Origin of the sequence: Pantoea sp. V106_11, assembly GCF_029967885.1 — a bacterium.
Classification (GTDB): domain Bacteria; phylum Pseudomonadota; class Gammaproteobacteria; order Enterobacterales; family Enterobacteriaceae; genus Pantoea; species Pantoea ananatis.
Window position 1 is genome coordinate 47941 of record NZ_JASCAK010000030.1, and the last position, 23482, is coordinate 71422.

Annotated in this window: 23 protein-coding genes; 15 read left to right on the plus strand and 8 right to left on the minus strand. The window is 53.6% G+C overall.

Annotation, left to right across the window (positions count from 1 at the left end):
- Positions 1-37 precede the first annotated feature (37 nt).
- The 3 genes from QLG08_RS14010 to QLG08_RS14020 all read left to right on the plus strand — a co-directional run bounded on the left by QLG08_RS14010 (position 38) and on the right by QLG08_RS14020 (position 2099).
- The gene (locus QLG08_RS14010) at positions 38-1231 is read left to right on the plus strand and encodes an amino acid aminotransferase (protein WP_024471455.1); all 1194 of its coding nucleotides are present in this window, start codon (positions 38-40) and stop codon (positions 1229-1231) included.
- A gap of 125 nt (positions 1232-1356) precedes the next feature.
- Positions 1357-1773 carry a secondary thiamine-phosphate synthase enzyme YjbQ gene (locus QLG08_RS14015; protein ID WP_014606939.1) on the plus strand — a complete coding sequence of 139 codons (417 nt, stop codon included), beginning with the start codon at positions 1357-1359 and terminating at the stop codon, positions 1771-1773.
- 2 nt (positions 1774-1775) lie between these two features.
- Positions 1776-2099 carry an MmcQ/YjbR family DNA-binding protein gene (locus QLG08_RS14020; RefSeq protein ID WP_014606938.1) on the plus strand — a complete coding sequence of 108 codons (324 nt, stop codon included), beginning with the start codon at positions 1776-1778 and terminating at the stop codon, positions 2097-2099.
- Between the two features lie 38 nt (positions 2100-2137).
- Here QLG08_RS14020 and QLG08_RS14025 read toward each other — a convergent pair whose 3' ends face one another.
- Positions 2138-3202, minus strand: a complete 1065-nt coding sequence (locus QLG08_RS14025; RefSeq protein WP_014595065.1) for an NAD(P)-dependent alcohol dehydrogenase — start codon at positions 3200-3202, stop codon at positions 2138-2140.
- Positions 3203-3940: 738 nt separating this feature from the next.
- On the opposite strand from QLG08_RS14025, the gene QLG08_RS14030 reads away from it, so the two are divergent.
- Positions 3941-4261, plus strand: a complete 321-nt coding sequence (locus tag QLG08_RS14030; protein WP_041456071.1) for a TIGR04076 family protein — start codon at positions 3941-3943, stop codon at positions 4259-4261.
- A 222-nt stretch (positions 4262-4483) separates the two neighbouring features.
- On the opposite strand, the gene uvrA is transcribed toward QLG08_RS14030, so the two are convergent.
- Entirely contained in the window at positions 4484-7312 is a 2829-nt protein-coding gene (uvrA, locus tag QLG08_RS14035; RefSeq protein WP_014595066.1) for an excinuclease ABC subunit UvrA, read from the minus strand.
- 222 nt (positions 7313-7534) lie between these two features.
- Here uvrA and ssb1 point away from each other — a divergent pair, with 222 nt between their 5' ends.
- On the plus strand, positions 7535-8080 hold the full coding sequence (ssb1, locus tag QLG08_RS14040; RefSeq protein ID WP_013024173.1) for a single-stranded DNA-binding protein SSB1: 546 nt from the start codon (positions 7535-7537) through the stop codon (positions 8078-8080).
- Between the two features lie 94 nt (positions 8081-8174).
- Here the strand turns inward: ssb1 and QLG08_RS14045 are convergent, their stop codons facing one another.
- On the minus strand, positions 8175-8747 hold the full coding sequence (locus QLG08_RS14045; protein ID WP_232285089.1) for a DUF1349 domain-containing protein: 573 nt from the start codon (positions 8745-8747) through the stop codon (positions 8175-8177).
- Positions 8748-8843: 96 nt separating this feature from the next.
- Positions 8844-9362 (minus strand): isochorismatase family protein, encoded by a 519-nt coding sequence (locus QLG08_RS14050; protein WP_015701260.1) that lies wholly within the window; start codon positions 9360-9362, stop codon positions 8844-8846.
- A 114-nt stretch (positions 9363-9476) separates the two neighbouring features.
- On the opposite strand from QLG08_RS14050, the gene QLG08_RS14055 reads away from it, so the two are divergent.
- On the plus strand, positions 9477-10319 hold the full coding sequence (locus tag QLG08_RS14055) for an AraC family transcriptional regulator (protein WP_014606934.1): 843 nt from the start codon (positions 9477-9479) through the stop codon (positions 10317-10319).
- A gap of 1211 nt (positions 10320-11530) precedes the next feature.
- Here QLG08_RS14055 and QLG08_RS14060 read toward each other — a convergent pair.
- Positions 11531-11926, minus strand: coding sequence for a transposase (locus tag QLG08_RS14060; RefSeq protein ID WP_014606933.1), 396 nt, complete (start codon positions 11924-11926; stop codon positions 11531-11533).
- Between the two features lie 522 nt (positions 11927-12448).
- Between QLG08_RS14060 and QLG08_RS14065 the strand changes: the two genes are divergently transcribed.
- Positions 12449-13705 (plus strand): polysaccharide biosynthesis C-terminal domain-containing protein, encoded by a 1257-nt coding sequence (locus QLG08_RS14065; RefSeq protein WP_133344653.1) that lies wholly within the window; start codon positions 12449-12451, stop codon positions 13703-13705.
- Between the two features lie 8 nt (positions 13706-13713).
- Positions 13714-14664: an ATP-grasp fold amidoligase family protein gene (locus tag QLG08_RS14070; RefSeq protein ID WP_022622123.1), complete on the plus strand. Its 951-nt coding sequence runs from the start codon at positions 13714-13716 to the stop codon at positions 14662-14664.
- Positions 14665-14716: 52 nt separating this feature from the next.
- On the opposite strand, the gene QLG08_RS14075 is transcribed toward QLG08_RS14070, so the two are convergent.
- Together QLG08_RS14075 and soxS are read right to left on the minus strand one after the other, a co-directional pair.
- Positions 14717-14998 carry a YjcB family protein gene (locus tag QLG08_RS14075; protein ID WP_014606931.1) on the minus strand — a complete coding sequence of 94 codons (282 nt, stop codon included), beginning with the start codon at positions 14996-14998 and terminating at the stop codon, positions 14717-14719.
- A gap of 245 nt (positions 14999-15243) precedes the next feature.
- Complete coding sequence (gene soxS / locus QLG08_RS14080) at positions 15244-15669, minus strand: superoxide response transcriptional regulator SoxS (protein ID WP_013024181.1); 426 nt, start codon at positions 15667-15669, stop codon at positions 15244-15246.
- Between the two features lie 164 nt (positions 15670-15833).
- Between soxS and soxR the strand changes: the two genes are divergently transcribed.
- The 4 genes from soxR (at position 15834) to QLG08_RS14100 (ending at position 20508) form a co-directional block, all read left to right on the plus strand.
- The gene (gene soxR, locus QLG08_RS14085) at positions 15834-16319 is read left to right on the plus strand and encodes a redox-sensitive transcriptional activator SoxR (RefSeq protein ID WP_013024182.1); all 486 of its coding nucleotides are present in this window, start codon (positions 15834-15836) and stop codon (positions 16317-16319) included.
- A 39-nt stretch (positions 16320-16358) separates the two neighbouring features.
- Positions 16359-17024 carry a glutathione S-transferase gene (locus tag QLG08_RS14090; RefSeq protein ID WP_026020990.1) on the plus strand — a complete coding sequence of 222 codons (666 nt, stop codon included), beginning with the start codon at positions 16359-16361 and terminating at the stop codon, positions 17022-17024.
- Between the two features lie 337 nt (positions 17025-17361).
- The gene (locus tag QLG08_RS14095; RefSeq protein WP_013024184.1) at positions 17362-18711 is read left to right on the plus strand and encodes an NCS2 family permease; all 1350 of its coding nucleotides are present in this window, start codon (positions 17362-17364) and stop codon (positions 18709-18711) included.
- A 144-nt stretch (positions 18712-18855) separates the two neighbouring features.
- On the plus strand, positions 18856-20508 hold the full coding sequence (locus QLG08_RS14100; protein ID WP_013024185.1) for a Na+/H+ antiporter: 1653 nt from the start codon (positions 18856-18858) through the stop codon (positions 20506-20508).
- A 64-nt stretch (positions 20509-20572) separates the two neighbouring features.
- Here the strand turns inward: QLG08_RS14100 and QLG08_RS14105 are convergent, their stop codons facing one another.
- Positions 20573-21475 carry a LysR family transcriptional regulator gene (locus QLG08_RS14105; RefSeq protein WP_013024186.1) on the minus strand — a complete coding sequence of 301 codons (903 nt, stop codon included), beginning with the start codon at positions 21473-21475 and terminating at the stop codon, positions 20573-20575.
- 97 nt (positions 21476-21572) lie between these two features.
- Between QLG08_RS14105 and QLG08_RS14110 the strand changes: the two genes are divergently transcribed.
- The 3 genes from QLG08_RS14110 to QLG08_RS14120 all read left to right on the plus strand — a co-directional run bounded on the left by QLG08_RS14110 (position 21573) and on the right by QLG08_RS14120 (position 23421).
- Positions 21573-22004: a CidA/LrgA family protein gene (locus tag QLG08_RS14110; protein WP_013024187.1), complete on the plus strand. Its 432-nt coding sequence runs from the start codon at positions 21573-21575 to the stop codon at positions 22002-22004.
- Positions 21997-22692 (plus strand): LrgB family protein, encoded by a 696-nt coding sequence (locus QLG08_RS14115; protein WP_013024188.1) that lies wholly within the window; start codon positions 21997-21999, stop codon positions 22690-22692. Before QLG08_RS14110 ends, QLG08_RS14115 begins: the two co-directional genes overlap by 8 nt.
- A 183-nt stretch (positions 22693-22875) precedes the next feature.
- On the plus strand, positions 22876-23421 hold the full coding sequence (locus tag QLG08_RS14120; protein ID WP_014606929.1) for a YfaZ family outer membrane protein: 546 nt from the start codon (positions 22876-22878) through the stop codon (positions 23419-23421).
- Positions 23422-23482: the final 61 nt, after the last annotated feature.

Sequence of the window (23482 nt, forward strand, 5' to 3'; positions counted from 1 at the left end):
CCCTTTTATTTCTAGACCAACCATGGAGATCTGCACCGTGTTCCAAAACGTTGATGCCTATGCTGGCGACCCTATTTTGTCGCTGATGGAAGCCTTTAAACAGGACCCGCGCGAGCATAAAGTGAACCTGAGTATTGGGCTTTATTACAACGAGCAAGGCATCATTCCTCAGCTACAGGCCGTGGCCGATGCTGAGGAACAGTTGCGTGCCGAGCCGCAGCAGGCGTCGCTTTATCTGCCAATGGAAGGATTGAGTACCTACCGCAACGCGATTGCCCCGTTGTTATTTGGTGCCGATCATCCGGTGCTAAAAGCGGGCCATGTGGCATCCATCCAGACATTAGGCGGTTCGGGCGCGCTGAAAGTGGGCGCGGATTTCCTCAAGCGCTATTTTCCGCAGTCAAACGTCTGGGTCAGCGATCCGACCTGGGAAAACCATGTCGCTATTTTTAGCGGTGCCGGTTTCGAGGTGAAGACCTATCCCTGGTACGATCCTGAAACTAACGGTGTCCGTTTCGATGCCTTCCTCAACACGCTGAAAACCTTACCAAAGCAGAGCATCGTGCTGTTGCATCCGTGCTGCCACAACCCAACCGGCGCCGACCTGACCAATGCTCAGTGGGACGAAACCGTCGCGGTGTTGAAAGCGCAGGAACTGATCCCGTTTCTCGATATCGCCTATCAGGGCTTCGGTGCCGGAATGGAAGAGGATGCTTACGCGATGCGTGCGGTTGCCGCCGCGGGCCTGCCTGCGCTGGTCAGCAACTCCTTCTCGAAAATTTTCTCGCTCTACGGCGAACGCGTCGGTGGGTTGTCCATCGTGTGCGACAGCGCTGAAGAGTCCAGCCGAGTTCTGGGTCAGTTAAAAGCGACCGTGCGTCGCAACTACTCCAGCCCGCCGAATTTTGGTGCGCAGGTTGTGGCACGTGTCCTGAACGACGCGGCTTTAAAGGCAAACTGGCTGGCAGAAGTGGAAGCGATGCGTCTGCGTATTATCGATATGCGTCAGGCGCTGGTACAGGTGCTGAGCACGGCATTACCGGGCAAGCGCTTCGACTACCTGTTAAAGCAACGCGGCATGTTCAGCTACACCGGCCTGAGCGCGCAGCAGGTGGATCGTCTGCGCGAAGAGTTTGGTGTTTATCTGGTCGGCAGCGGTCGTATGTGCGTGGCTGGCCTCAACAGTAAAAACGTTCACCAGGTTGCAGAAGCGTTCGCCGCGGTCATGTAATTTACGGCCGTCACAGGTTCTGGCCGCCAGCATTGTCTGGCGGCTTTTTTATTTTCAGGCTTCGGGTTTACCTTTGCGCCACATTCTGCACACTTAAATGGTCTGACAGATTCAGGGAAAAAATTATGTGGCATCAACAAACGTTGGTCTTAAGCGCGAAATCTCGTGGTTTTCATCTGATCACGGACGAAATCGTGCAGCAGTTGACGGGATTACGTGATATCAGAACGGGACTGGTGCATTTGCTGTTGCAACATACTTCAGCCTCACTGACGTTGAATGAAAACTGCGATCCTACGGTTCGACGTGATATGGAGCAGCATTTCATGCGCCACGTCCCGGAAGACGCACCTTATCAGCATGACTATGAAGGTCGTGACGATATGCCCGCGCACATTAAATCGTCCAGTCTCGGCGTATCGCTGACATTGCCCGTGCAGCGCGGTCAGCTGGTATTAGGCACCTGGCAGGGGATTTGGTTGGGTGAGCATCGCATTCACGGCGGTGCCCGGCGTATCGTTGCCACCTTACAAGGGGAATGATAATGAATAATTCGGAGTTACTGACCTATTGCATGAACAAACCTGGCGCCGAACAGAGCGTACACAGCGACTGGAAGGCCACGCAGATCAAAAGCAACGGCGTACTGTTTGCCATGGTTCACGAGGTAAAAGGGCGTCCAGCGGTATCGTTAAAGTCGACGCCTGCGCTGGCCGAGCTGATGCGGGAAGAGCACAGCGATGTGTTCCCCAGTGAACACCTGAATAAATCCCACTGGAATACGCTGTTTCTGGATGGCACGTTAAAAGATTCGCAAATCTATTATCTGGTGGACGCCTCTTTTCAGCAGGCTGATGCCGGACGATAACTGCCCTTTCCCGAGGTGGGAAAGGGCAAACGGCAGGGTTATGCCGCTGATTCATCACGCAGCGTATTGATATCAATAACAAAGCGGTATTTTACGTCGCTTTTCAGCATACGTTCGTAGGCGTCGTTAATCTGATTCATCGCAATCAGCTCGATATCTGAGGTAATGCCATGCTCGCCACAGAAATCCAGCATTTCCTGGGTTTCTGCAATGCCGCCAATCAGTGAACCGGCAATACTGCGGCGTTTAAAGATCAGATTGAAAACCTGTGGTGCCGGGTGGTCGTGCTCAGGTGCGCCAACCAGGGTCATATTCCCGTCGCGCTTCAGCAGGGTGATAAACGGGTTGAGGTCGTGCTGGGCGGCGACGGTATTCAGGATAAAATCAAAGCTGTTAGCATGCTGAGCCATCTGGTCGGCATCTTTTGAGATCACCACTTCGTCCGCGCCCAGGCGTTTACCGTCTTCGATTTTAGACGGAGAGGTGGTGAACAGCACGACATGCGCGCCCATAGCATGCGCAATTTTCACGCCCATATGACCCAGGCCGCCCAGACCGACGATGCCAACTTTTTTACCGGGGCCTACGTTCCAGTGGCGCAGCGGCGAATAGGTCGTAATGCCGGCACACAGCAGCGGTGCCACGCCTGCCAGTTCAAGATTTGCAGGAATACGCAGTACAAAGTCTTCATCCACCACCATTGAGGTGGAGTAGCCGCCATAGGTAATGGCCCCTGTTAAGCGATCTTCACCGTTGTAGGTGCCGACAAAGCCATTTTCACAATACTGCTCCAGCCCTTCCTGACAGCTCGGACAGCTACGGCAGGAATCCACCAGACAGCCGACGCCGACCAAATCGCCCACTTTGTATTTTTGGGTCTCAGGGCCAACAGCGGTAACGCGACCGACAATCTCGTGTCCCGGTACCACTGGGAAAATTGTGTTTTTCCACTCATTGCGTGCCTGATGCAAGTCAGAGTGACAAACGCCACAGAACAGCACTTCAAGCTGTACGTCATGAGCACGAAGCTCACGCGGTTTGAAATCAAACGGTGCCAGTTTGGATTTTGCATCCTGAGCAGCATACGCATGGGTAATGTTCATGGTGTCTCCAGTTAAGGTGTGTCGTGATTTTTTGATCAACGCCGCAGCGTAAAGCGCGCAGCAAGAAGGTGACGCCAGGGGCGTACCAAAGAGGAACGGATTAAGGATAGTCAGGGGATTGAAAAGCGTATATGCCTATACGTGTCTGAATCTTGCCTGATCCTGCATTTCTCAGGGTAAACAGAACAGCGATCAAAAAAAGCCTGCCAGAGGCGTGCTGCTTGTCAGTCACGCCTCCGCTCAAAGGTGGCCTGAAAAACGGCTGTGCCATTACTCAGCGCTACCGCCGATGGCGATGTGCCATCGGCCTTCTCCTGATTTACGCCTGCCTGGCCGGAAGATCACAACATCAGTCCGTGAAAAATGGCCAACGATGTGAACGTCGCTGCCGGGGCGTTCAGTCGGGTCGTGTCGAAAACAGAGGATGAGGTCATCCCTGGTCATCCCCGGCGTTCTCAACGGCCGGGCACACGAGCAGGATAGTTTCACTGGTGTCTGTTATTGCGTTCGTTCATCTGGACGACTAAGGCTGCTTATCGTCCCCGGAAAGATTCTGTTGCTGTAAGCCGGAATGTTGTCGGACAGGCGATTGAAGAAGAGCCGGCAGGTCAAATCGCGTCAAAAAACATTACGTAAAGTATGGTTTTATGGTGCCGCCGGACAGACATGTAGATAGTCAGCGGAATCAGTCGCGATTTCCGGCGCGTCAGAGAACCTGAACGAGCTAAAGGTGCGGGCGTGTATAAAGTAAAAATAACGGTTTTATCGGTAGAGTTGAAGCCAACGCTAATTGAGCGGTATGGCTATCCGAAAACGGAGAAATGTCCTAAGCATCAAGAGGGCGAGACATTTATTACTGACTTTCGCAAACCCAATGCCCTCTGTGAAGACGCCTGGGGTTGTATGGAAAAGTTCGTGTTTACTCTGGCTCACACCAGCGAGCCATTATTTTGGAACGACTGGTCCAGACAGGGCAAAGCGGTGGTGTGTTGCAATGACGGGTACCGGCCGGTGACATTTTTGCTCGAAACGCTGGATGAAGAGGCCAGGCCGTTTTAGCAATTAATAGCCACTGTCATATCCCTGTGATATCAGGGGCATGGTCATACAGCATCTCGTCTTGTGTCAGGGCTCGCCAGACGGGTGCTGCTTCTTACGCTTTGCCTGATGTGCTTGCCAGAGCCTGGCAGAAACGCCCGCCAACGCGCTTTGCTTGCCTGACGTAATGAAGGTATGAGTGCATTTAAAGAATGCCGCAACGTTATCCGTTGCGGCGTTCTGTTATTTTTCCAGCAAGGGCTTCAGGAAGCGCGCGGTATGCGATTTCTCGCAGTTCGCCACGGTTTCTGGCGTACCTGATACCAGAATTTCGCCGCCGCCGCTGCCGCCCTCTGGGCCCAGATCGACAATCCAGTCCGCCGTTTTAATCACGTCAAGATTGTGTTCAATCACCACAATCGTGTTGCCCTGATCGCGCAGCTGGTGCAGAACTTCCAGCAACTGCTGAATATCGGCAAAGTGTAACCCGGTGGTCGGTTCATCCAGGATATACAGCGTCTGGCCGGTACCGCGTTTCGACAATTCACGCGCCAGCTTCACACGCTGGGCTTCACCACCGGAGAGTGTCGTCGCCGACTGGCCCAGACGGATATAGGATAAACCTACGTCCATCAGCGTTTGCAGCTTACGCGCCAGCGCCGGAACGGCATCAAAGAACTCGCGGGCTTCTTCAATGGTCATTTCCAGCACTTCGTGAATGCTTTTGCCTTTGTATTTAATCTCCAGCGTTTCACGGTTATAGCGTTTGCCTTTGCACTGATCGCACGGCACATAGATATCCGGCAGAAAGTGCATCTCAACTTTAATGACGCCGTCACCCTGGCAGGCTTCACAGCGTCCGCCACGGACGTTAAAGCTGAAGCGGCCGGGATTGTAACCGCGAGAGCGGGACTCAGGGACACCGGCAAACAGCTCACGTACCGGCGTGAAAATACCGGTATAAGTGGCCGGGTTGGAGCGCGGCGTACGGCCAATAGGGCTTTGGTCGATATCGATAACTTTATCGAAGTGCTCCAGTCCAGCTACGTCGCGGTACGGTGCCGGTTCGGCAATCGTTGCGCCGTTTAGGGCGCGCTGCGCAATCGGGAACAGCGTATCATTGATGAGCGTCGATTTACCTGAACCGGATACGCCGGTAATACAGGTAAACAGGCCGACAGGCAGGGTTAAGGTGACATCCTTAAGGTTATTACCCCGCGCGCCGGTAATTTTCAACACCTTAGACGGATCGCCTTTCACCCGCTCAGCGGGCACGGCGATTTCGCGTTTCCCACTAAGGAACTGACCGGTCAGGGAGGCCTCTTCAGCCATAATCTGATCGACGGTTCCTTCCGCGACAATCGTACCACCGTGCACTCCAGCGCCAGGGCCGATATCAATAACGTGGTCGGCGGCACGAATCGCATCCTCGTCATGCTCGACCACAATGACGGTGTTACCCAAATCGCGCAGGTGAATCAGCGTACCAAGCAGGCGCTCGTTATCACGCTGATGCAGACCAATGGAGGGTTCATCCAGCACGTACATAACGCCGACCAGGCCGGCACCGATCTGACTGGCCAGGCGAATACGCTGAGCTTCACCGCCGGAGAGCGTTTCAGCGGAGCGCGACATCGACAGATAATTCAGGCCGACGTTGACCAGAAAACTCAGGCGATCGCCAATCTCTTTAAGCACTTTCTCGGCGATTTTAGCCCGCTGGCCACTCAGTTTCAGGTTTTCAAAAAATGACATGGCGTGCCCAATACTCATCTCTGAAATAGTGGGCAACGTCGTGTTTTCAACATACACGTGGCGCGCTTCGCGGCGCAGACGTGTGCCTTCGCAGCTGGCGCAGGCACGGTTGCTAATAAACTTCGCCAGCTCTTCGCGTACTGCGGAGGATTCCGTCTCTTTATAACGGCGCTCCATATTGTTCAGCACGCCTTCGAACGGATGGCGGCGAATCGAGGTATCACCCCGATCGTTAATATATTTAAACTCAATGTTCTCTTTGCCGGATCCATACAGGATCACGTTGCGAACGTTATCTGGCAGGCTGCTGAATGGCGCTTCAATATCAAACTTAAGGTGTTCAGACAGCGAGCGCAGCATCTGGAAATAGTAAAAATTACGACGATCCCAGCCGCGAATAGCGCCACCGGCCAGCGACAGCTCAGCATTTTGCACCACGCGATCGGGATCGAAATATTGTTGCACGCCCAGACCGTCACAGGTTGGGCAGGCCCCGGCAGGGTTATTGAACGAGAACAGGCGCGGTTCCAGCTCACTCATGCTGTATCCACAAATCGGACAGGCAAAGTTGGCCGAAAACAGCAGTTCTTCCGCATCAGCATCGTCCATATCAGCAACAATTGCCGTACCGCCAGAGAGTTCAAGCGCGGTTTCAAACGACTCGGCAAGGCGCGTCGCCAGATCTTCACGCACTTTGAAGCGATCGATAACGACTTCGATGGTGTGTTTTTTCTGCAGTTCCAGCTTGGGCGGATCGGAAAGATCGCACACCTCGCCGTCAATCCTGGCGCGGATATAGCCCTGCGTCGCCAGATTCTCCAGCGTTTTGGTGTGTTCGCCTTTACGATCTTTCACGACCGGCGCCAGCAGCATCAGGCGGCGGCCCTCGGGCTGCTCGAGCACCTGATCGACCATCTGGCTGACCGTCTGTGCCGCCAGCGGCACGTCGTGGTCCGGACAGCGCGGTTCACCCACGCGGGCAAACAGCAGACGCAAATAGTCGTGAATCTCCGTGATCGTCCCCACCGTGGATCGCGGGTTGTGCGAGGTGGACTTTTGCTCAATGGAGATCGCCGGTGACAGCCCCTCGATATGATCGACGTCCGGTTTCTCCATTAAAGAAAGAAACTGGCGCGCATAGGCAGAGAGCGACTCCACATAGCGGCGCTGACCTTCCGCATACAGCGTATCAAACGCCAGAGAGGACTTACCGGAACCTGACAGGCCCGTCACCACAATAAGTTTGTCGCGAGGAATCGTCAGGTTGATGTTTTTCAAATTATGGGTGCGGGCACCACGAACTTCGATCTTATCCATTCACCTTTCCCGGATTAGCAGCACTCACCGCGCCCTACGACACGGCCAGAAGAAACGCATCATTATGGCACAAAAAATAGACTGAACAAATATCCAGTAGTTTTTTGCCTTTTTAAGACGGATGATAAAAATGGAACACCGCTCTAAAGTGGGAAACCAGGCGCGGGACGTGTTAGAATTGATCGCGTAGACTTACGTAAAAATTCATCGGGAGACAGCAACATGGCCAGTCGTGGCGTTAACAAAGTGATTCTTGTCGGGAATCTGGGTCAGGATCCGGAAGTACGTTACATGCCAAATGGTGGCGCTGTCGCCAACATTACGCTGGCTACCTCGGAAAGCTGGCGCGATAAGCAGACCGGTGAAAACAAAGAAATCACCGAATGGCACCGTGTTGTGCTGTTTGGCAAGCTGGCGGAAGTGGCGGGTGAATACCTGCGTAAAGGCTCTCAGGTCTATATTGAAGGCCAGCTGCGTACCCGTAAATGGCAGGATCAGGGCGGCCAGGAACGTTACACCACCGAAGTCGTGGTTAACGTCGGCGGCACCATGCAAATGCTGGGTGGACGTCAGCAGGGCGGTAACGCGCCAGCAGCAGGCGGCGGCCAGGGCAACAACAACGGTTGGGGCCAGCCTCAGCAACCGCAGCAGGCGAACAACAACCAGTTTAGCGGTGGCGCGCAGTCTCGCCCGCAGCAGCAGCCAAGCGCACCTGCCAGCAACAACAATGAACCACCGATGGATTTCGACGACGACATTCCGTTCTGATTGCAACGTTGCGTCGCTTCTCTACTATATAAAAGCCCCTTACCGGGGCTTTTTGTTTTTCTGCCTTGTTTTTGCCGCGGTGACAGCCTGGCTTTTAGCTCAGGTCGTGCAGTGCCTTATCCAGCGGCGGGCTCAGTGAGATGTCCTCAAACGCAACGGCCAGGCCAGCGCGTTCTGGCGTGCAGCACATGACGCCAACGTTAACGCGGCCCGGCGGGAAGGGGCACAAACGCAGCAGCGGCCAGCATTGCCCGTCGGTTGAATACTGCAGTCTCAGGCTGTCGCCTTTGCGCGTCAGCCTCAACCAGAATGCGCGCGCATCGCCGGGAAAGATGCCCGTAGCCCAGTCAGACTGACCAAGCGTCAGGACGCTGCCGATAGCGGGCGCACCATCATTATATTCAATGCCCGCTTTCAACCAGTGCTGCGCATCGCGCATCAGCATCAGTCCGGCCTGATCGTACAGCGTCGTAAAGTCGGCACGAATCTTGACCTGGAAAGTAAAATCCTCCTGCACCGCCCTGGCGAAGATATGCCCGGAAAAGCGTTCAAATCCATACCAGGTTTGGTGCCAGAAATCCGTTTTTTCGTCGGTAACCACGTGCAGGATACCGTTCTGATGCTGCCACCTTGCGGGTTCATTGATCCAGGAAAAAGAGTCGAGCACGGCGCCTCCAGAATAAACCATTGATCACAGCCTTAGCGTTGAGGATAGTCGGCTAAGAAGACGTGTGCCGATCAAACGACGTTGAGCGGACAGGCCTCAGCGCCATTCGGCCAGCAGGGTGGCGGTATCGACAACGCGCGGCACGTTACCGGGCATGCTAAGGGCTGCCCAGACTTCATTATGCTGACCAATTAACTGCTCAGCGTTGGCATAGGTCCTGTCGGCAGTGGTGTGCGCGTCGGCGGCCACGGTGATGCGATACCCTAAGCCTGCTCCGACTTTGAGCGTGGTATCAACACAGTAGTCGGTGGCACAGCCACAAATTACGAAGTCAGTGATAGCTAAGGTGCTCAGCAGCGAAGCCAGGGTTGTCTGCCAGAAACTGTCGCAGGCGGTTTTGGTAACGTAATACGCATTCTGGGGCTGTTCAATTTCGGGTAGCAGTGCAAAAGCATGGCTGCCTTCAATCATGTTCCCTTCGCGATGCTGAATAAACAGTGTAATGTCAGCCTGTCTGATCAGTCGGTTGATCTGCGCCACTCGCCCGGCGCGATCGAAACGCGGCGATTCAAACACGCCATTTTGCATATCAACGACCATGACTACGCGCTGCATAATTGCTCCCGGTGAGTGTGCCTGTGAAGCAGTGTTACCTAATCGACAGAGGATAACAATCTGCAGTTTGGGTGCGGTGCAGAAGACCTTGTTGCAGGAATAAGGAGAGGTGAGGTGGAGGGCATTCCAGCCGTATTTCCCGGTGAAAAAGATCGCGCACAGTTTAAGCAATCGCCAGACCTGCCAGGTGTGGAGCTTTATCAGGCGCACATCTCTCATTACGCCTTTGAGCCGCATACGCACGAAGCGTTTGGTATAGGCACCATTGAGGCGGGAGCACAACGTTTTCGCTATCGCGGTACGCAGTACATCGCGCCCGCGCATTCGCTGGTGATGATGAATCCCGATGAGCTGCATACCGGTGAATCGGCCTGCGAAGACGGCTGGCGCTATCAGATGATTTATATTCAGCCGCAGTTGATGGACGAACTCAGTGGCGATCGCGGCTGGTGGTTTGATGAGGCGCTCAGAACGGATGTGCGTCTGGCACAACCTTTATCGCAACTCCTCTCGGCGCTGTGGCAGGCCGATACGGCACTGGCACGCGACAGTTTATTATCTGAACTGCTGCTGTATATGCGCCCGCTGGCGCGAATGTCCTCACCGCGTAAAGCTGAAGCCCGACACCGTTTCGATGACGTGCGCGACTACCTGCGCGCCAATCTGGCTGAACCGCTCAGACTGGAGACGCTGGCCGCGTTAGCCTCGTTGTCGCCCTGGCACTTTTTACGGGCCTTCCGCGATCGTTTTCACGTTACGCCTCAGCAAATGTTAATGGCTTATCGACTGTATGAGGCCAAACAGAAGCTGGCTCAGGGTGAGGCCATTGCCAGCGTGGCTGCCGCCGTGGGCTTAACGGATCAGGCTCATCTGACGCGCGCGTTTGCCCGTCGTTATGGCATCACGCCGGGCCGCTATCAAAAACAGATAAACCCAAAACTACTCAGGCGTTTATGAGGCGACTACTGGCGCTGATTCGTGTGCGCTGAACAGTGGGCAGTTGCCCTGCTACTGGGGCCTCAGCTGATGTGAATCATGCCACCTTTCCTGTAAGGGAACACAGCCAGCGCTTATCGCTGTTGTTGATGAGGCCTCCCTCCGTTTTTGCCATCCTCGCCGGGCCGTTGTGGACATTGGTCTGGACTCAATACGGGCAACCTGTATTCACATTTGTCGCTTTTTTTTTGCCTGGCTTCTGGCCTGTTCTGGACGATGCGATTTAAACCTCAGCCACGCGGTACTGCCATCAACATTCGATAAGCCTTGCCCCTGATAATTGATAATTACCCAGTGTGATATTCACGCTTTTTCGGATTATGCCTGACTCAGGCACGGCAAAATAACGCGGTAATCGCGCTTTTCTCACCCTGTAACTGGCCTTTATCTGTTATATGCGCCGCGCGCTCTGCAAAAAAATGTGATCCCTGTAGGGCGTTACCACGTGCTGCAGGGTGCATTTTGAACAAAAAACAGACAGTTTTGTCCGGGGCACGACCGTCATTCGCCCTAAAAAGAGGAGAATGTGAGCCTGATGTTTAGGCTGGCCGCCAAATTTTATGTGTAACCAGCACGCAGCGTTGCCGTTTGGTTAAGATAAATCCCTATAAAAAACCACCCTTTACTTCAGCAGTGTCTAATTAAATCGCTCGTTCATCCCGCTTCGCTTTTATTTAATGTTTAACGATGGGCATCAATAGTACAGGATATGTGCTATTGGCTGCTGAAAGTGATAAGTATCAATAAACTGTTTATCTGAGATTATTCTGGCCTGTTTTTATCTTTTTATGCTGACAACGATCGCGGCGAGATTGGAAAAAATTCCCAGGGTCAGAGGTGGCTAAAAAAAGCACTTTATAAACCGACTTAACATTACCCTTGCTGAACAAAGAGGCCAGTGGATATTCGATTCTTTTAGGGAGGCTAATGAAAAAAAGAGGGGCGCCAATCTCACCGAAATGAGATTTGGCGTATAAAAGTGGCGTAGATAGAGAGACTTTTGCTGTTGTGAATCAATTTTACCGCAAAAAAGGAAGCGTAACCGCAAATCCATTCATTAATTACGGACTGGGCGAAGCGCACCACCATAAATGTCCTGTTAAATGCTCTTCATCTCTTCTGGTAAGAACAAATCTCAGCGATGTCGCCATTATAAAGCCGTTGTCTCACTATTAGCGGTTATCTGAACCGGCAGGGTAATGATAAACGCTACGGCTAATATCCAGTAAACGGCAGCTGCGCCGGGTTCCTACATCAAAAGTGCTCTGTAAGAAGTTGACCGCCTGACGTTTTTCGTTGGTGGTGAAGAAATTCTTCAATACGCTCTGTAGCATTTCCTTATCCGCGTTCAGCGCTTGCAGTTCGCGTGTCAGAAACTGTACTTTTTCTTCCAGTTCTTTGATTTTTCTGCCTTCTTCCGAGGATAGCCCAGAGAACTTCTTCTTCCAGCTGTAGAAGGTTGCCTCAGAGATGCCCAGCTCTTCACAAATCTCTTTAACCTTAACGCCCGATTCAGAAGCTTTAATGGCATTTGTGATTTGATCTTCGCTATATCGTGACTTTCTCATAAATGCTCTTACCTTTCTTATCAATTAATGGATGAGAATTACTTTATTAACCTTTGGTACTGTATGATTTCATTGAGTGCCGTATTTAAATACGGACGTTAAATTGCGAGGGTTAAATTAAGATATTTAGAATAAATATCATCATGGGATAAATCTTATTTTATTCTTATCGGGATGTCGCGCCTTCCTGGTATGGGGTTTTTGATATAAATTCATCGCATCCCAAAGATAAAAAATGACTGTAAATTTGATATTCAAAGCCGCCTGACCTGTTTTATTCAGGGAGGATGGTTTTTGGAAACATTATTGGTTTCAATTTGAAATCGTTTCCAGTAGAGGGTATTCGGTCCAGATATAATCAGAATTCTCCTGAATTCTCCCGATAAAATAAGACTGGATTCTCATTTTCGCGCCGGACTGGCGCGATGTTTATAATTTCGCTATGAAATTTAAGCGCTTATTAATTCGTCCCAGGGATGGGCACCGAAGTGGTAGATGTAGAGTAATACTAAGGAACAGTCGATGAAATTGAGCGTAATGTCTAATGCCGCCTGGATGATGTCTGAAAAGATTATCTCCGTCTTTGGCGTCATTTTCGTGACGTCATATGTGGCAAAATCCTTCGGTCCGACCCTATTTGGTCAGATGGCATTTTCAACGTCATTATTTGCTATGGTGCAAACCATAGCCCTCTTTGGCACTGAAACAATTTTGTTTAAACGTATCAGCAAAAATGCGGCCAAAGGTTTACGTTTAATGCGCATCGCACGCACGTTGCGCATGGGTTTATTACTTCTCACCTCAGGGCCAGTATTAATTTGGGTTTGGTACAACATGCAGGAGAACTTCCTGGCATTTGCACTGGCCTCTTTTGTTGCGTCTGTTTTTGTCACACAGGACACCTTTAGCGTTTACAACAATGCACGATTGGCGTCAAAGCTGAATACCGTGGCGAATGCGATTGGCATGCTGATGAGTTTTGCCCTGAGCTTTATCATTGCCTGGCTGCGTCTCAATCCATTGTGGCTAACGCTTTCGGTTATCACGGTCACGCTGGTGCCTTACGCCATCAAACGTTACACCTTTTATCAGGCACATCAGGACCAGCTTCCGCCGCGCGAGACGCGAACGCTGTATTTGCGTTACCTGATGTATGCCGGATTGCCTCTGGCGATTTCCAGCATTTTTATCTCTGTCCAGGTAAAAGCCGCGCAGATGTTTTTGGCTGGCATCGCATCGGCCCAGGAGCTTGGCTTGTTTGCCGCAGCCAATACCATCGCCGCCTCGTGGATTTTTATTCCCGTCGCACTCATCACCTCGTGCTTTAGCGAAATTTTTCGCGCGCGCGGTGAGGAAGCGATCAGGCTGACGGCGCGGCTCAATGGCTACGTGATGGCCGTGTCTTTGCTGATGTTGCTGATCGTCGCACTGTTCGGTGAACAGATAATCATCGCGCTGTATGGCCCAGCGTTTACCCAGTCAGGCAATCTCATCACCCTGCTGTCGATAGCGACCAGCTTTTCGGCGCTGGGCACCGTCGCGTATCGCTACATGGTAAAGGAAGGGGGCTTTGATTATTTACTGAAGAAAATCATTTGTCTGGTGATCATCAGTATGCCGCTTTCCTGGTGGCTGATTCAGGGCTATGGCATTACAGGAGCCGCATGGAGCGTTTTTCTATCAGAGCTCCTGTCCCTGACCGTCATGAATTATTTCTTTAAACACGGCGTGATTCAAAAAATCCAGGTTTCCTCACTCAACTACAAAACCTACAAATGAGGTCAAATATGCTCAAGTTAAAACACGAGCTCAGAAGAAGTTTGCAATACTTCATCAAGAAGATGCCCTGGACTTATCAGGACCGGATTTATTATTTCCGTAAGTTCAGAAGGCTCCCCAACCTGCGTGAGCCCAAGGTGTTCAATGAAAAAGTGCTGTACCGCAAGTTCATTCATGGTGACTATCAGCTCTATGCCCGCCTGTCTGACAAGTTTTCGGTGCGTGAGTTTATTGCTGAGAAGATCGGCAATGAATATCTGATACCGCTGCTTCATGACACGACCGATCCCACCACGTTGAACAATCTGACGCGTTGGAAGGGAACGGTGATCAAACCGAATCATGCGTCAAACATGGTCGAGATCGTGCTGGAGGAACCTAACGCACTCCGGAAGCAGCAAATCATTCATAACTGCTACACGTGGTTAAAGACTGACTTCGCCAACGAAGCGCGTGAGATTCACTATCGCTACATCAAGCCACGTATTCTGGTTGAGCAATACATTGGTGATGGCAAAAGTGCCCCGGTTGACTACAAGTTCCACATGTTTAATAAGCGCGATGGCAACTTTGAGTATGTGCTTCAGGTCATTTACAACCGCTGTCAGCCTCAGCTCTCAATGAATTTTTATGTGAACAACCTGAGTGAGGCGTTCCATAAAATTCGCGATACCGGGCTGGACGTTTCGACGGTGATGCCATCGTTACAACAGGCCCTGGCGTTAAGCAAAACGCTGGCCAGCGACTTCGACTATGTCCGTGTGGACTGGTATATCCATGATGAACACATTTATTTTGGCGAGCTGACGTTCACGCCAGGCGCAGGCATGGTGACGGGTCTGGATCGCGGGCTGGATAAGATGATGGGTGAAATGTGGATTCAGGATCGTCGCGGAACGCAGAGGCCGGACGTAGAAATACAGGACGTTGCCATTCCTGTTATGTTGAAGAAAATTTGACGCTACACAGCAATATAAAAAACCCCGCTTTGCGGGGTTTTTTATGAGTTTATCAGGGCATTTGCCAGTTAGCGGGCGCTCGACTCATCACGTCGATAAAGACATCTTTAGAGACGCTAAAGAAATGGTGCACGTTTTCCATACTCAACGTGATGCCCATCAAGCCGGTCACGAACCAGCACGACATCCCAACGCCTACGCTGCCACAGAGAAACGCCATGACGTGATGACTGTCCTGGCGGAGACGGGTTTTTAGCGTGCTGGCAAAAAACATCATTATCGCGCTAAGCAATTCCCAGCGCATAACAAGAAAACTGGTGGTTAAAGTCGCCATCAATTTTGACCTCAAAATCGGAGATTACGCCTGACTGTCTGCGAACATCACGTCGGCGGAAAAGTCTGTCAGGTCGGGCTCTTTCGTCGGCAACAAGTGTCATAATGTGATGTGGGTCACACTATATCATCCGATTTCTGATTTTTGTACAAAATTTGTCTGATCTGGCAGCAGAAAAAGAGGGCGCTTACGACAAGGTTGGGGCACTGAATGCGGCGTGCGCTTGGGCAGGCGCACGGAGCGCGTCAGCTAACCGGACAGCATTCTCCCGTTGTCCGCTGGGTAAAGCTGGTCATCGTGTCGCTGCAGTCAAAGCGCATCAAACGCGGACGCTGGATGGCCTGGCGGCGCATCGCGTGGCGATAAGCCGTGGGCGTTTGTGAAAACTGGCGACGAAAAACGCGTGAGAATGTCTGTTGCGAGTCATAGCCATATTGCATCGCAATATCAAACACCGGCCGCTGCGTTTGTCGCAGCGCTTCAGCGGCCAGCGTCAGGCGGCGTTCGCGAATATAGCCACCCAACGTCTGTTTCGTCACGCTACGGAACATACGTTGCAGATGCCATTTCGAATAGCCTGATTTGGCGGCGACTTCGTCAATTGACAGGCTCTTATCCAGGTTTTGGTCAATCCAGTGCGTCAGTGAATGAATGATCTCTTCTTGTATCATGGCCTCATCCTTCTGGTGAATTTCCCCTTAGCGTTCATGCGGAATTAACAGGCTTTCGGCGATAAAACCGGGTCCGCTCGCTGGCGCATGACATCATAAGGGAAGGTGTCGTTCTGATGGGAAAAGAGTATAATTCCTCAAGTTAACTTGAGGTAAAGTGCCAAATGAAAAAAGATCGCAATTACCCAAAACCCGTGCTGACACCGGGCGAAGTGGCGCGCCGAAGCGGCGTCGCCGTTTCTGCACTGCACTTTTATGAAAGCAAAGGGCTGATTTTCAGCACCCGCAATAGCGGAAACCAGCGGCGTTACAGCCGTGATGTGCTGCGACGGGTGGCCATTATTAAAATTGCACAGCGCATTGGTATTCCGCTCGCCAGCGTCAGTGACAGCCTTGAGAACATGCCGGCAGATAAGCGGATGTCTGCTCAGGAATGGGGCAATCTGACGCAGCACTGGCGCGACGAACTGGATAAGCGCATCGAAACGCTGACGCGCCTGCGTAACGATCTGGATGGCTGCATTGGCTGTGGGTGTTTATCAATGCGTGACTGCCCGCTGCGCAACCCTGGCGACCTGCTGGGCCAGCAGGGCTCTGGCGCGGTACTGCTCGATCCTGAGCAGGATGGTTCCCTGCATAAGACAAGGTGACGTCTATACTTGCAGCATATTCACTCACAGGGAACCATGATGATCACCGTTCACCATCTTGAACAATCGCGCTCTCACCGGGTGCTGTGGATGCTGGAAGAGCTGGAAGTGCCTTACCAGGTCAAGCGCTACCAGCGCGAACCCACGATGCTGGCACCGGACGCTTTAAAAAAAGTGCATCCGTTAGGGAAGTCGCCCGTGATCACCGATGGCAATCGCGTGGTGGCCGAGTCCGGTGCCATCCTTGAGTATCTGGAAGAAAGATACGACAGCGAAAAACGGCTGCAGCTCACTGATGAAGAGGCGCAGCTACAGGCGCGTTACTGGCTGCACTATGCGGAAGGTTCACTGATGCCGCTGCTGGTGATGAAGCTGGTTTTTGGCCGCCTTGGCAGCGCGCCGGTGCCCTGGTTGCTTCGCCCCGTGGGCGCGGCGCTGGGTAAAGGCGTTCAGAAAGCCTGGCTGGATAAACAACTCAAATTGCACAAGCAGGTCATTGAAGCTCACCTTTCAACACAGCCGTGGTTCGCGGGTCAGCGCTTCAGCATTGCGGATGTGCAGATGAGTTTCCCTATTCTGGCGCTGAGCCAGCGCGCCGGACTGAAAGATGCCCCCGCTACGCAAAAATGGTTAACGACCGTGCAACAGCGCGCGGCCTGGCAGCGCGCTATTCAACAAGGCGGTGAGATTAATCTTTCTGGCTGATGCACGTTGCCCGATGACGCCGCCCGGCGTCATTCTTGCCTGCCTTCTCGTTTTTGACGCCTTATCCTGACGGACAGAATGTTAAATGATGGTATCAAGAGCATTCCTGATGTTATCAACCTGATCTTTATAGTCACCAATCCTCACTCAGCGGTTGAAAAACGGCGGTTAAACGCCGGATAATCTGCCCCCTTTAAACGGGGCAGCGTGACGTCCCGTTCTGTGCGGCGAAGTAAACGTTTGCCTTTTGCCGGCTGCCCGCTGGCGATGACAGGTTTCCAGGGACGTCAGGGCCGTTACCGCACGATCCCACTACAACAATTTTTGAGGCTCAACTATGTCAATTGAATCACGCCCGTCCGGTGGAAAGCTGGATGCCTGGTTCGCCATCTCGGCCCGTGGCAGCAGCGTGCGACAGGAAATTGTCGCCGGGCTGACTACGTTCCTCGCCATGGTTTATTCAGTGATCGTGGTGCCCGGCATGCTCAGTAAGGCGGGATTTTCACCCACGGCGGTGTTCGTTGCGACCTGTCTGGTGGCGAGCGTGGGATCGATCATCATGGGGCTGTGGGCGAATTTACCCATGGCAATTGGCTGTGCTATCTCACTGACGGCGTTTACCGCTTTCAGCCTTGTGCTGGGTCAGCACATTAGCGTACCCGTGGCGCTGGGTGCCGTGTTCCTGATGGGCCTGCTCTTTACCCTGATTTCCACCACCGGGATTCGCGCCTGGATCTTACGCAATCTGCCAATGGGGGTTGCGCACGGAACGGGCGTCGGCATTGGTCTGTTTTTGCTGCTGATTGCGGCAGACAACGTGGGACTGGTCGTCAGAAATCCGGCCTCAGGGTTACCCGTTGCCCTGGGCCAGTTTACGTCGTTCCCCGTCATGATGTCATTGCTGGGGCTGGCCGCCATTTTTGGCCTGGAAAAACGCCGCGTGCCTGGCGGTATTTTACTGACCGTTATCGCGATTTCTGCTCTGGGGCTGGTGTTCGACCCGGCCGTGCGCTGGCAGGGACTGTTTGCCCTGCCCAGCCTGCGTGATGCGCAGGGTGAGTCACAGCTCTTTAGCCTGGACATCATGGGCGCCTTGCAGCCTGCGGTGCTGCCCAGCGTGCTGGCGCTAGTGATGACGGCGGTCTTTGATGCCACCGGCACGATCCGCGCGGTTGCGGGCCAGGCCAATCTGCTGGATAAAGACGGGCAGATCATCAACGGTGGTCGGGCGCTGACCACGGATTCCGTCAGTAGCCTGTTTGCTGGCCTTGTCGGTGCTTCGCCGGCGGCAGTCTACATTGAGTCTGCCGCCGGTACGGCGGCGGGCGGTAAAACCGGCCTGACGGCGATCGTTGTGGGTCTCCTGTTCCTGGTCATTCTGTTCATGTCGCCGATCGCATACCTGGTGCCGGCTTACGCCACCGCGCCAGCGTTGATGTATGTCGGCCTGTTGATGCTGAGCAACGTGGCCAAGATCGATTTCGGTGACTTCGTTGATGCCATGTCCGGCCTGCTCACGGCGGTGATTATCGTGCTGACCTGTAACATCGTTACCGGCATTATGATGGGGTTCGCCACTCTGGTGGTGGGCCGTCTGTTTGCGGGCGAGTGGCGTAAGCTCAACGTGGGCACTGTCGTGATTGCCGCCGCGTTAGTCGCCTTTTATGCCGGAGGCTGGGCGATCTGACTGTCAAACCGGACGTTCAGCGGAGCGTCCGGAATTATCCGCTTTTTGGTCTTTTAAGCACGGCTTGCTTTTCCTGCCCTGGCCAGTTTGTTTTACACTTTTAACTTATAGTTGATTCGAAGATAACAACCGCCTAAGGAAAGCATGGAAATCTTTTTTACTATTTTAATTATGACACTGGTGGTGTCGCTCTCCGGGGTCGCCGCACGTATCTTGCCTTTTCAAATCCCGCTACCGCTGGTGCAGATCGCCGTCGGTGCGCTACTGGCCTGGCCTAACTTCGGCCTGCATGTGGATTTTGATCCGGAACTGTTCCTCGTCTTATTTATTCCGCCGCTGTTATTTGCTGACGGCTGGAAAACGCCGGTTAGCGAGTTTCTGCATTACGGGCGGGAAATTCTTGGCCTGGCGCTGGTGCTGGTGCTGATTACCGTCGTCGGAATTGGCTATCTGATTTACTGGACGGTTCCCGGTATTCCTCTTATCCCTGCTTTCGCCCTGGCGGCAGTGTTATCACCTACCGATGCCGTGGCGCTGTCAGGCATTGTCGGCGAAGGCCGCATTCCTAAGAAAATTATGGGAATACTTCAGGGCGAAGCCTTGATGAACGATGCCTCTGGCCTGGTTTCACTGAAATTTGCCGTCGCGGTGGCGATGGGCACCATGGTGTTTAGTTGGGGCGGTGCCAGCGTCGAATTCCTGAAAGTGGCGGTCGGCGGCTTAATTGCCGGTGTTGCGGTCTGCTGGCTCTACGGTAAGTCACTGCGTGTCCTGAACCGCTGGAGCGGTGGGGACGATGCCGCCACACAGATCGTCCTGCTGCTGCTGCTGCCGTTTGCCTCGTATCTGATTGCAGAACACCTGGGCGTTTCCGGCATTTTAGCCGCCGTCGCGGCCGGGATGACCATCACGCGCTCCGGTATTATCCGTCAGGCCCCGCTGACCATGCGACTGCGCGCCAATAGCGTCTGGCACATGCTGGAGTTTGTGTTTAACGGCATGGTGTTCCTGATGCTGGGCCTGCAATTGCCCTCTATCCTGGAAAATTCCATTCAACAGGCGAACGCGGATCCCAACGTGGATATCTGGATGATCTTTGCAGATATCGCATTGGTCTATGCGGCGTTAATGGTGGTCCGTTTCGGCTGGCTGTGGATCATGCAGCGTTTCAGCAAGCGCCTGTTAAAAAACAAGCCATTAGTTTTCTCCAGCTACTCTTTGCGCGAACTGCTGATTGCCTCTTTTGCGGGCGTGCGCGGGGCCATCACCCTGGCGGGTGTCCTGTCGATTCCCCTGTTCCTGAGCAACGGCAATCCTTTCCCGGCGCGCTATGAGCTGGTGTTTATCGCAACCGGCGTGATTCTGTTCTCGTTACTGGTTGGCGTCATTGTTCTGCCGGTGCTGCTGCGCGGCGTCGAGACGATGGATAAGAGTGCTCATCGGCACGAACTTCAGCATGCAAGAGCGGTGATGGCCGGTGTGGCTATCGAGAGTCTGCAAAAGATGGAGGCACGGCTCGAAAAGGAAACCGACGAAAATATCGATCCTGAGCTGCTGAAAGAGGTCAGCCTGCGTGTCATCGGCAACCTGCGTCGCCGTGCGGAGGGGAAAAACGACCTCGAGCACGCGCTGTTTGCCGAGAACCTGGAACGTCGCTTCCGTTTGAACGCACTGCGTGCCGAACGTGCCGAAGTGTATCACCTGCGTGCCACCCAGCAGATATCCAACGAAACGATGCAAAAATTGTTGCACGATCTGGACCTGCTGGAAGCGCTTCTGATCGAGAAAGAAGAGTAAACTCCCTGTTGCGCCGCGCCCGCCCGGTCACCTGCGTTCTGCGACGGCCGGGCGGGCTGCTGCACTAGACGGAGAGGCGCGGCGCCTGATCGGGCCAGTGTTCGCGGCAACACGCAATCCACGCCTGCGCGCTGCGTGACAGATAGCTGCCTTCCCGCCAGATCAGCCCCAGATGCCACTGAAGCTCGGATTCCAGCGGCAGCCACAGTAACGACTGTTTATCTAACCGCTGGCATATCGGCTCCGGCAAAATTGCCAGCCCCATCCCGGCCTGCACCATGGCGGCCAGAAAATCCCACTGCCCGCTACGCACGGCAATGGTAGGGGTTATCTCCTGACGCTGAAAAGCTTTCATTAACTGGCGGTTCAGCGAAAACTCTTCATTAAAGATCAGCAAAGGATGCGGAGCCAAATCGCGCAGGCTGAGCTGGGTGCGTTGCAGCCAGGGTTCCTGACGGGGCAGTAAGACACATAACGGATGCTGCATCAGCGATAACGTTTCCAGGGGTAATTCGGCATCGACCGGGAGCGCCGTCAGGGCAATATCCAGCGTGCCTGCCAGCACCGCCTCCTGAACCGTTAAGCCGCCAAACTCAGCAATGCTGAGTTCCACGCCCGGATACCGGCGACGAAACGCCGAAACCGATCCGGCGATCTGCATGCCGACCATTGGGGGAATACCGAGCCGCAGCTTGCCGGTTTTCAACTGATTGATATCGCCTATCTCTGCCTCAAGCTGATGGAACTCCTGCAAAATAGCCAGTCCGCGTTGATAAACGGCTTGTCCGCTGTCCGTGAGATGCAGGCGACGTCCATCGCGAAGCAGTAGCGCGCAGTCCAGTTCCTCTTCCAGCTGACGCACCATTTTGCTGATCGTCGGCTGCGTCACAAACAGCTTTTGCGCGGCCCGGGTAAAACTCTGCTGACGTACCACTTCGGTAAAGTAACGCAACGCACGAACGTCCATAACTATTCCTTTCTGGCATGATTTTAATAATTTTAATTCATTTTTTTCACAGTACCTCGTGATTCTATACTGAGCGCATTAACAATATGGGAGAAAAATGATGGCCCTGGCATTGCCGCGCCTTAACCTCGACAGGCTGCAACGGCTCAGCTTACCGCTACAGCTGGCGCTGTTTATCTCGGTATTCGTCGCCAGCGAGCAGCTGGTGAACTGGCTGCATCTGCCGCTGCCGGCCAACATTGTCGGCATGCTGCTGATGTTAATGCTGATTGCGCTACGCGTTTTGCCGCTGCGCTGGGTGAAAGTCGGTGCCAGCTGGCTGCTGGCAGAGATGCTGCTGTTTTTTATCCCGGCGGTGGTGGCGGTGGTGAATTACGCTGATCTGTTGCAGATTGATGGCTGGCGGATTTTTGTGGTGATTGCGGTCAGTACGCTACTGGTGCTGGCAACGACCGCCCTGGTGGTGGATCGCCTGTACCGCTTCGAGGTCGCGCGGGCCGCGCGTAAGCAGGGCGGCGGCGATGCGTAATCTGTTTATCAGCCTGCTGTGTGCGGCCGTCACGCTATTGATTTATTACCTGAATAAACGGCTGTATCGCCGCTGGCCAACACTGTTACTGATGCCGCTGATCATGACCCCGCTCATTCTGGTGGCGCTGCTGCTGCTGACCCATATCAGCTGGCAAAACTATATTGCGGAAAGCCACTGGCTACTGTGGCTGTTGGGCCCCGCGACGCTGGCCTTTGCGGTGCCGGTCTATGAAAATCTGGCGGTGATTAAACGGCACTGGTTATCGCTGAGTGCCGGTGTGTTAACCGCCACAACGGTCTCGGTATGCAGTTCCGTCTGGCTGGCGCGCTTACTGAATTTACCGGAAACTATTCAGCGAAGTCTGGCCGTGCGCTCCATTACTACGCCCTTTGCGCTGGCGGCGGCCAAACCCATGGGTGCGCAGCCCGATCTGGTGGCGCTGTTTGTGGTTGTGACAGGCGTATTTGGCATGGCGGTAGGGGATGTGCTGTTCCTGCGCATCGCCATCAAACAGGGCGTGGCGAAAGGGGCCGGATTCGGTGCCGCTTCGCACGGTGCCGGTACGGCACGCGCTTATCAACTGGGGCAGCAGGAAGGCGTGGTATCAAGCCTGGTGATGATGCTGTCTGGTGTAGTAACCGTCATACTGGCGCCGTTCATCGGGCACCTGATGTGGGCACACTGAGCCGGGTGATGACAGGCCTGAATGCGCCTGTCATCCGCTCTTTTCCGCTTAACTTACAGCGCGTTGTCCGTTTTGGCACAAAATGACATCTCTTTTTACGTAAAGCTTTCCAAATTTAGTTGTCACCTCGTTTCAGACTGCTACCCTTGATGCGGAATTATTTGACCCATCATGGAGAGAATCATGTTTAAGCAACTTGTTACCGGAAGCGCTCTGAGCTTCATTATGCTGAGCGGCGCCGCGCAGGCCATCGAGGGCAGCGTCGATGTTGGCGAGCACAGCACCAACCTGAATGTCGGTTTGGGCACGACCTCACCAGGCCTGTTCCTGAACGGCAACTGGTTGCGTAGCGATCATGACGGCAGCACTTACGGCGCTGGCCTGGGCTACAACGTCGATTTCGGCGATCTGCGACTGGCGCCAACCGCAAAGGCGATTTTTACCCATCCTGAAGACGGGAAAGACGGATTTGCGGTGGCGCTGGGCGGCAGCGCGCAGTACAACTTCAACAGCATGTGGGGCCTGTACGGCCAGTATTATTATGCGCCGGAAGGCCTTACCGATCATCTGGACAGCTACCAGGAAGCAAGCGGCGGTGTGAGCTTTACGCCGGTCTCTCTGCTTAACCTGCGCGTGGGTTATCAGTATATCGAGCTGAATAATAAAGGCGGTCGTAAAGACAACGTCCTGGTCGATGGTCCATACGTGGGCGCATCACTGCGCTTCTGATAGTGGCCTGAGAAAAAGGGCAGGGGCCTCGCGGACCCTGCCCTTTTTTATGCCCGGGAAA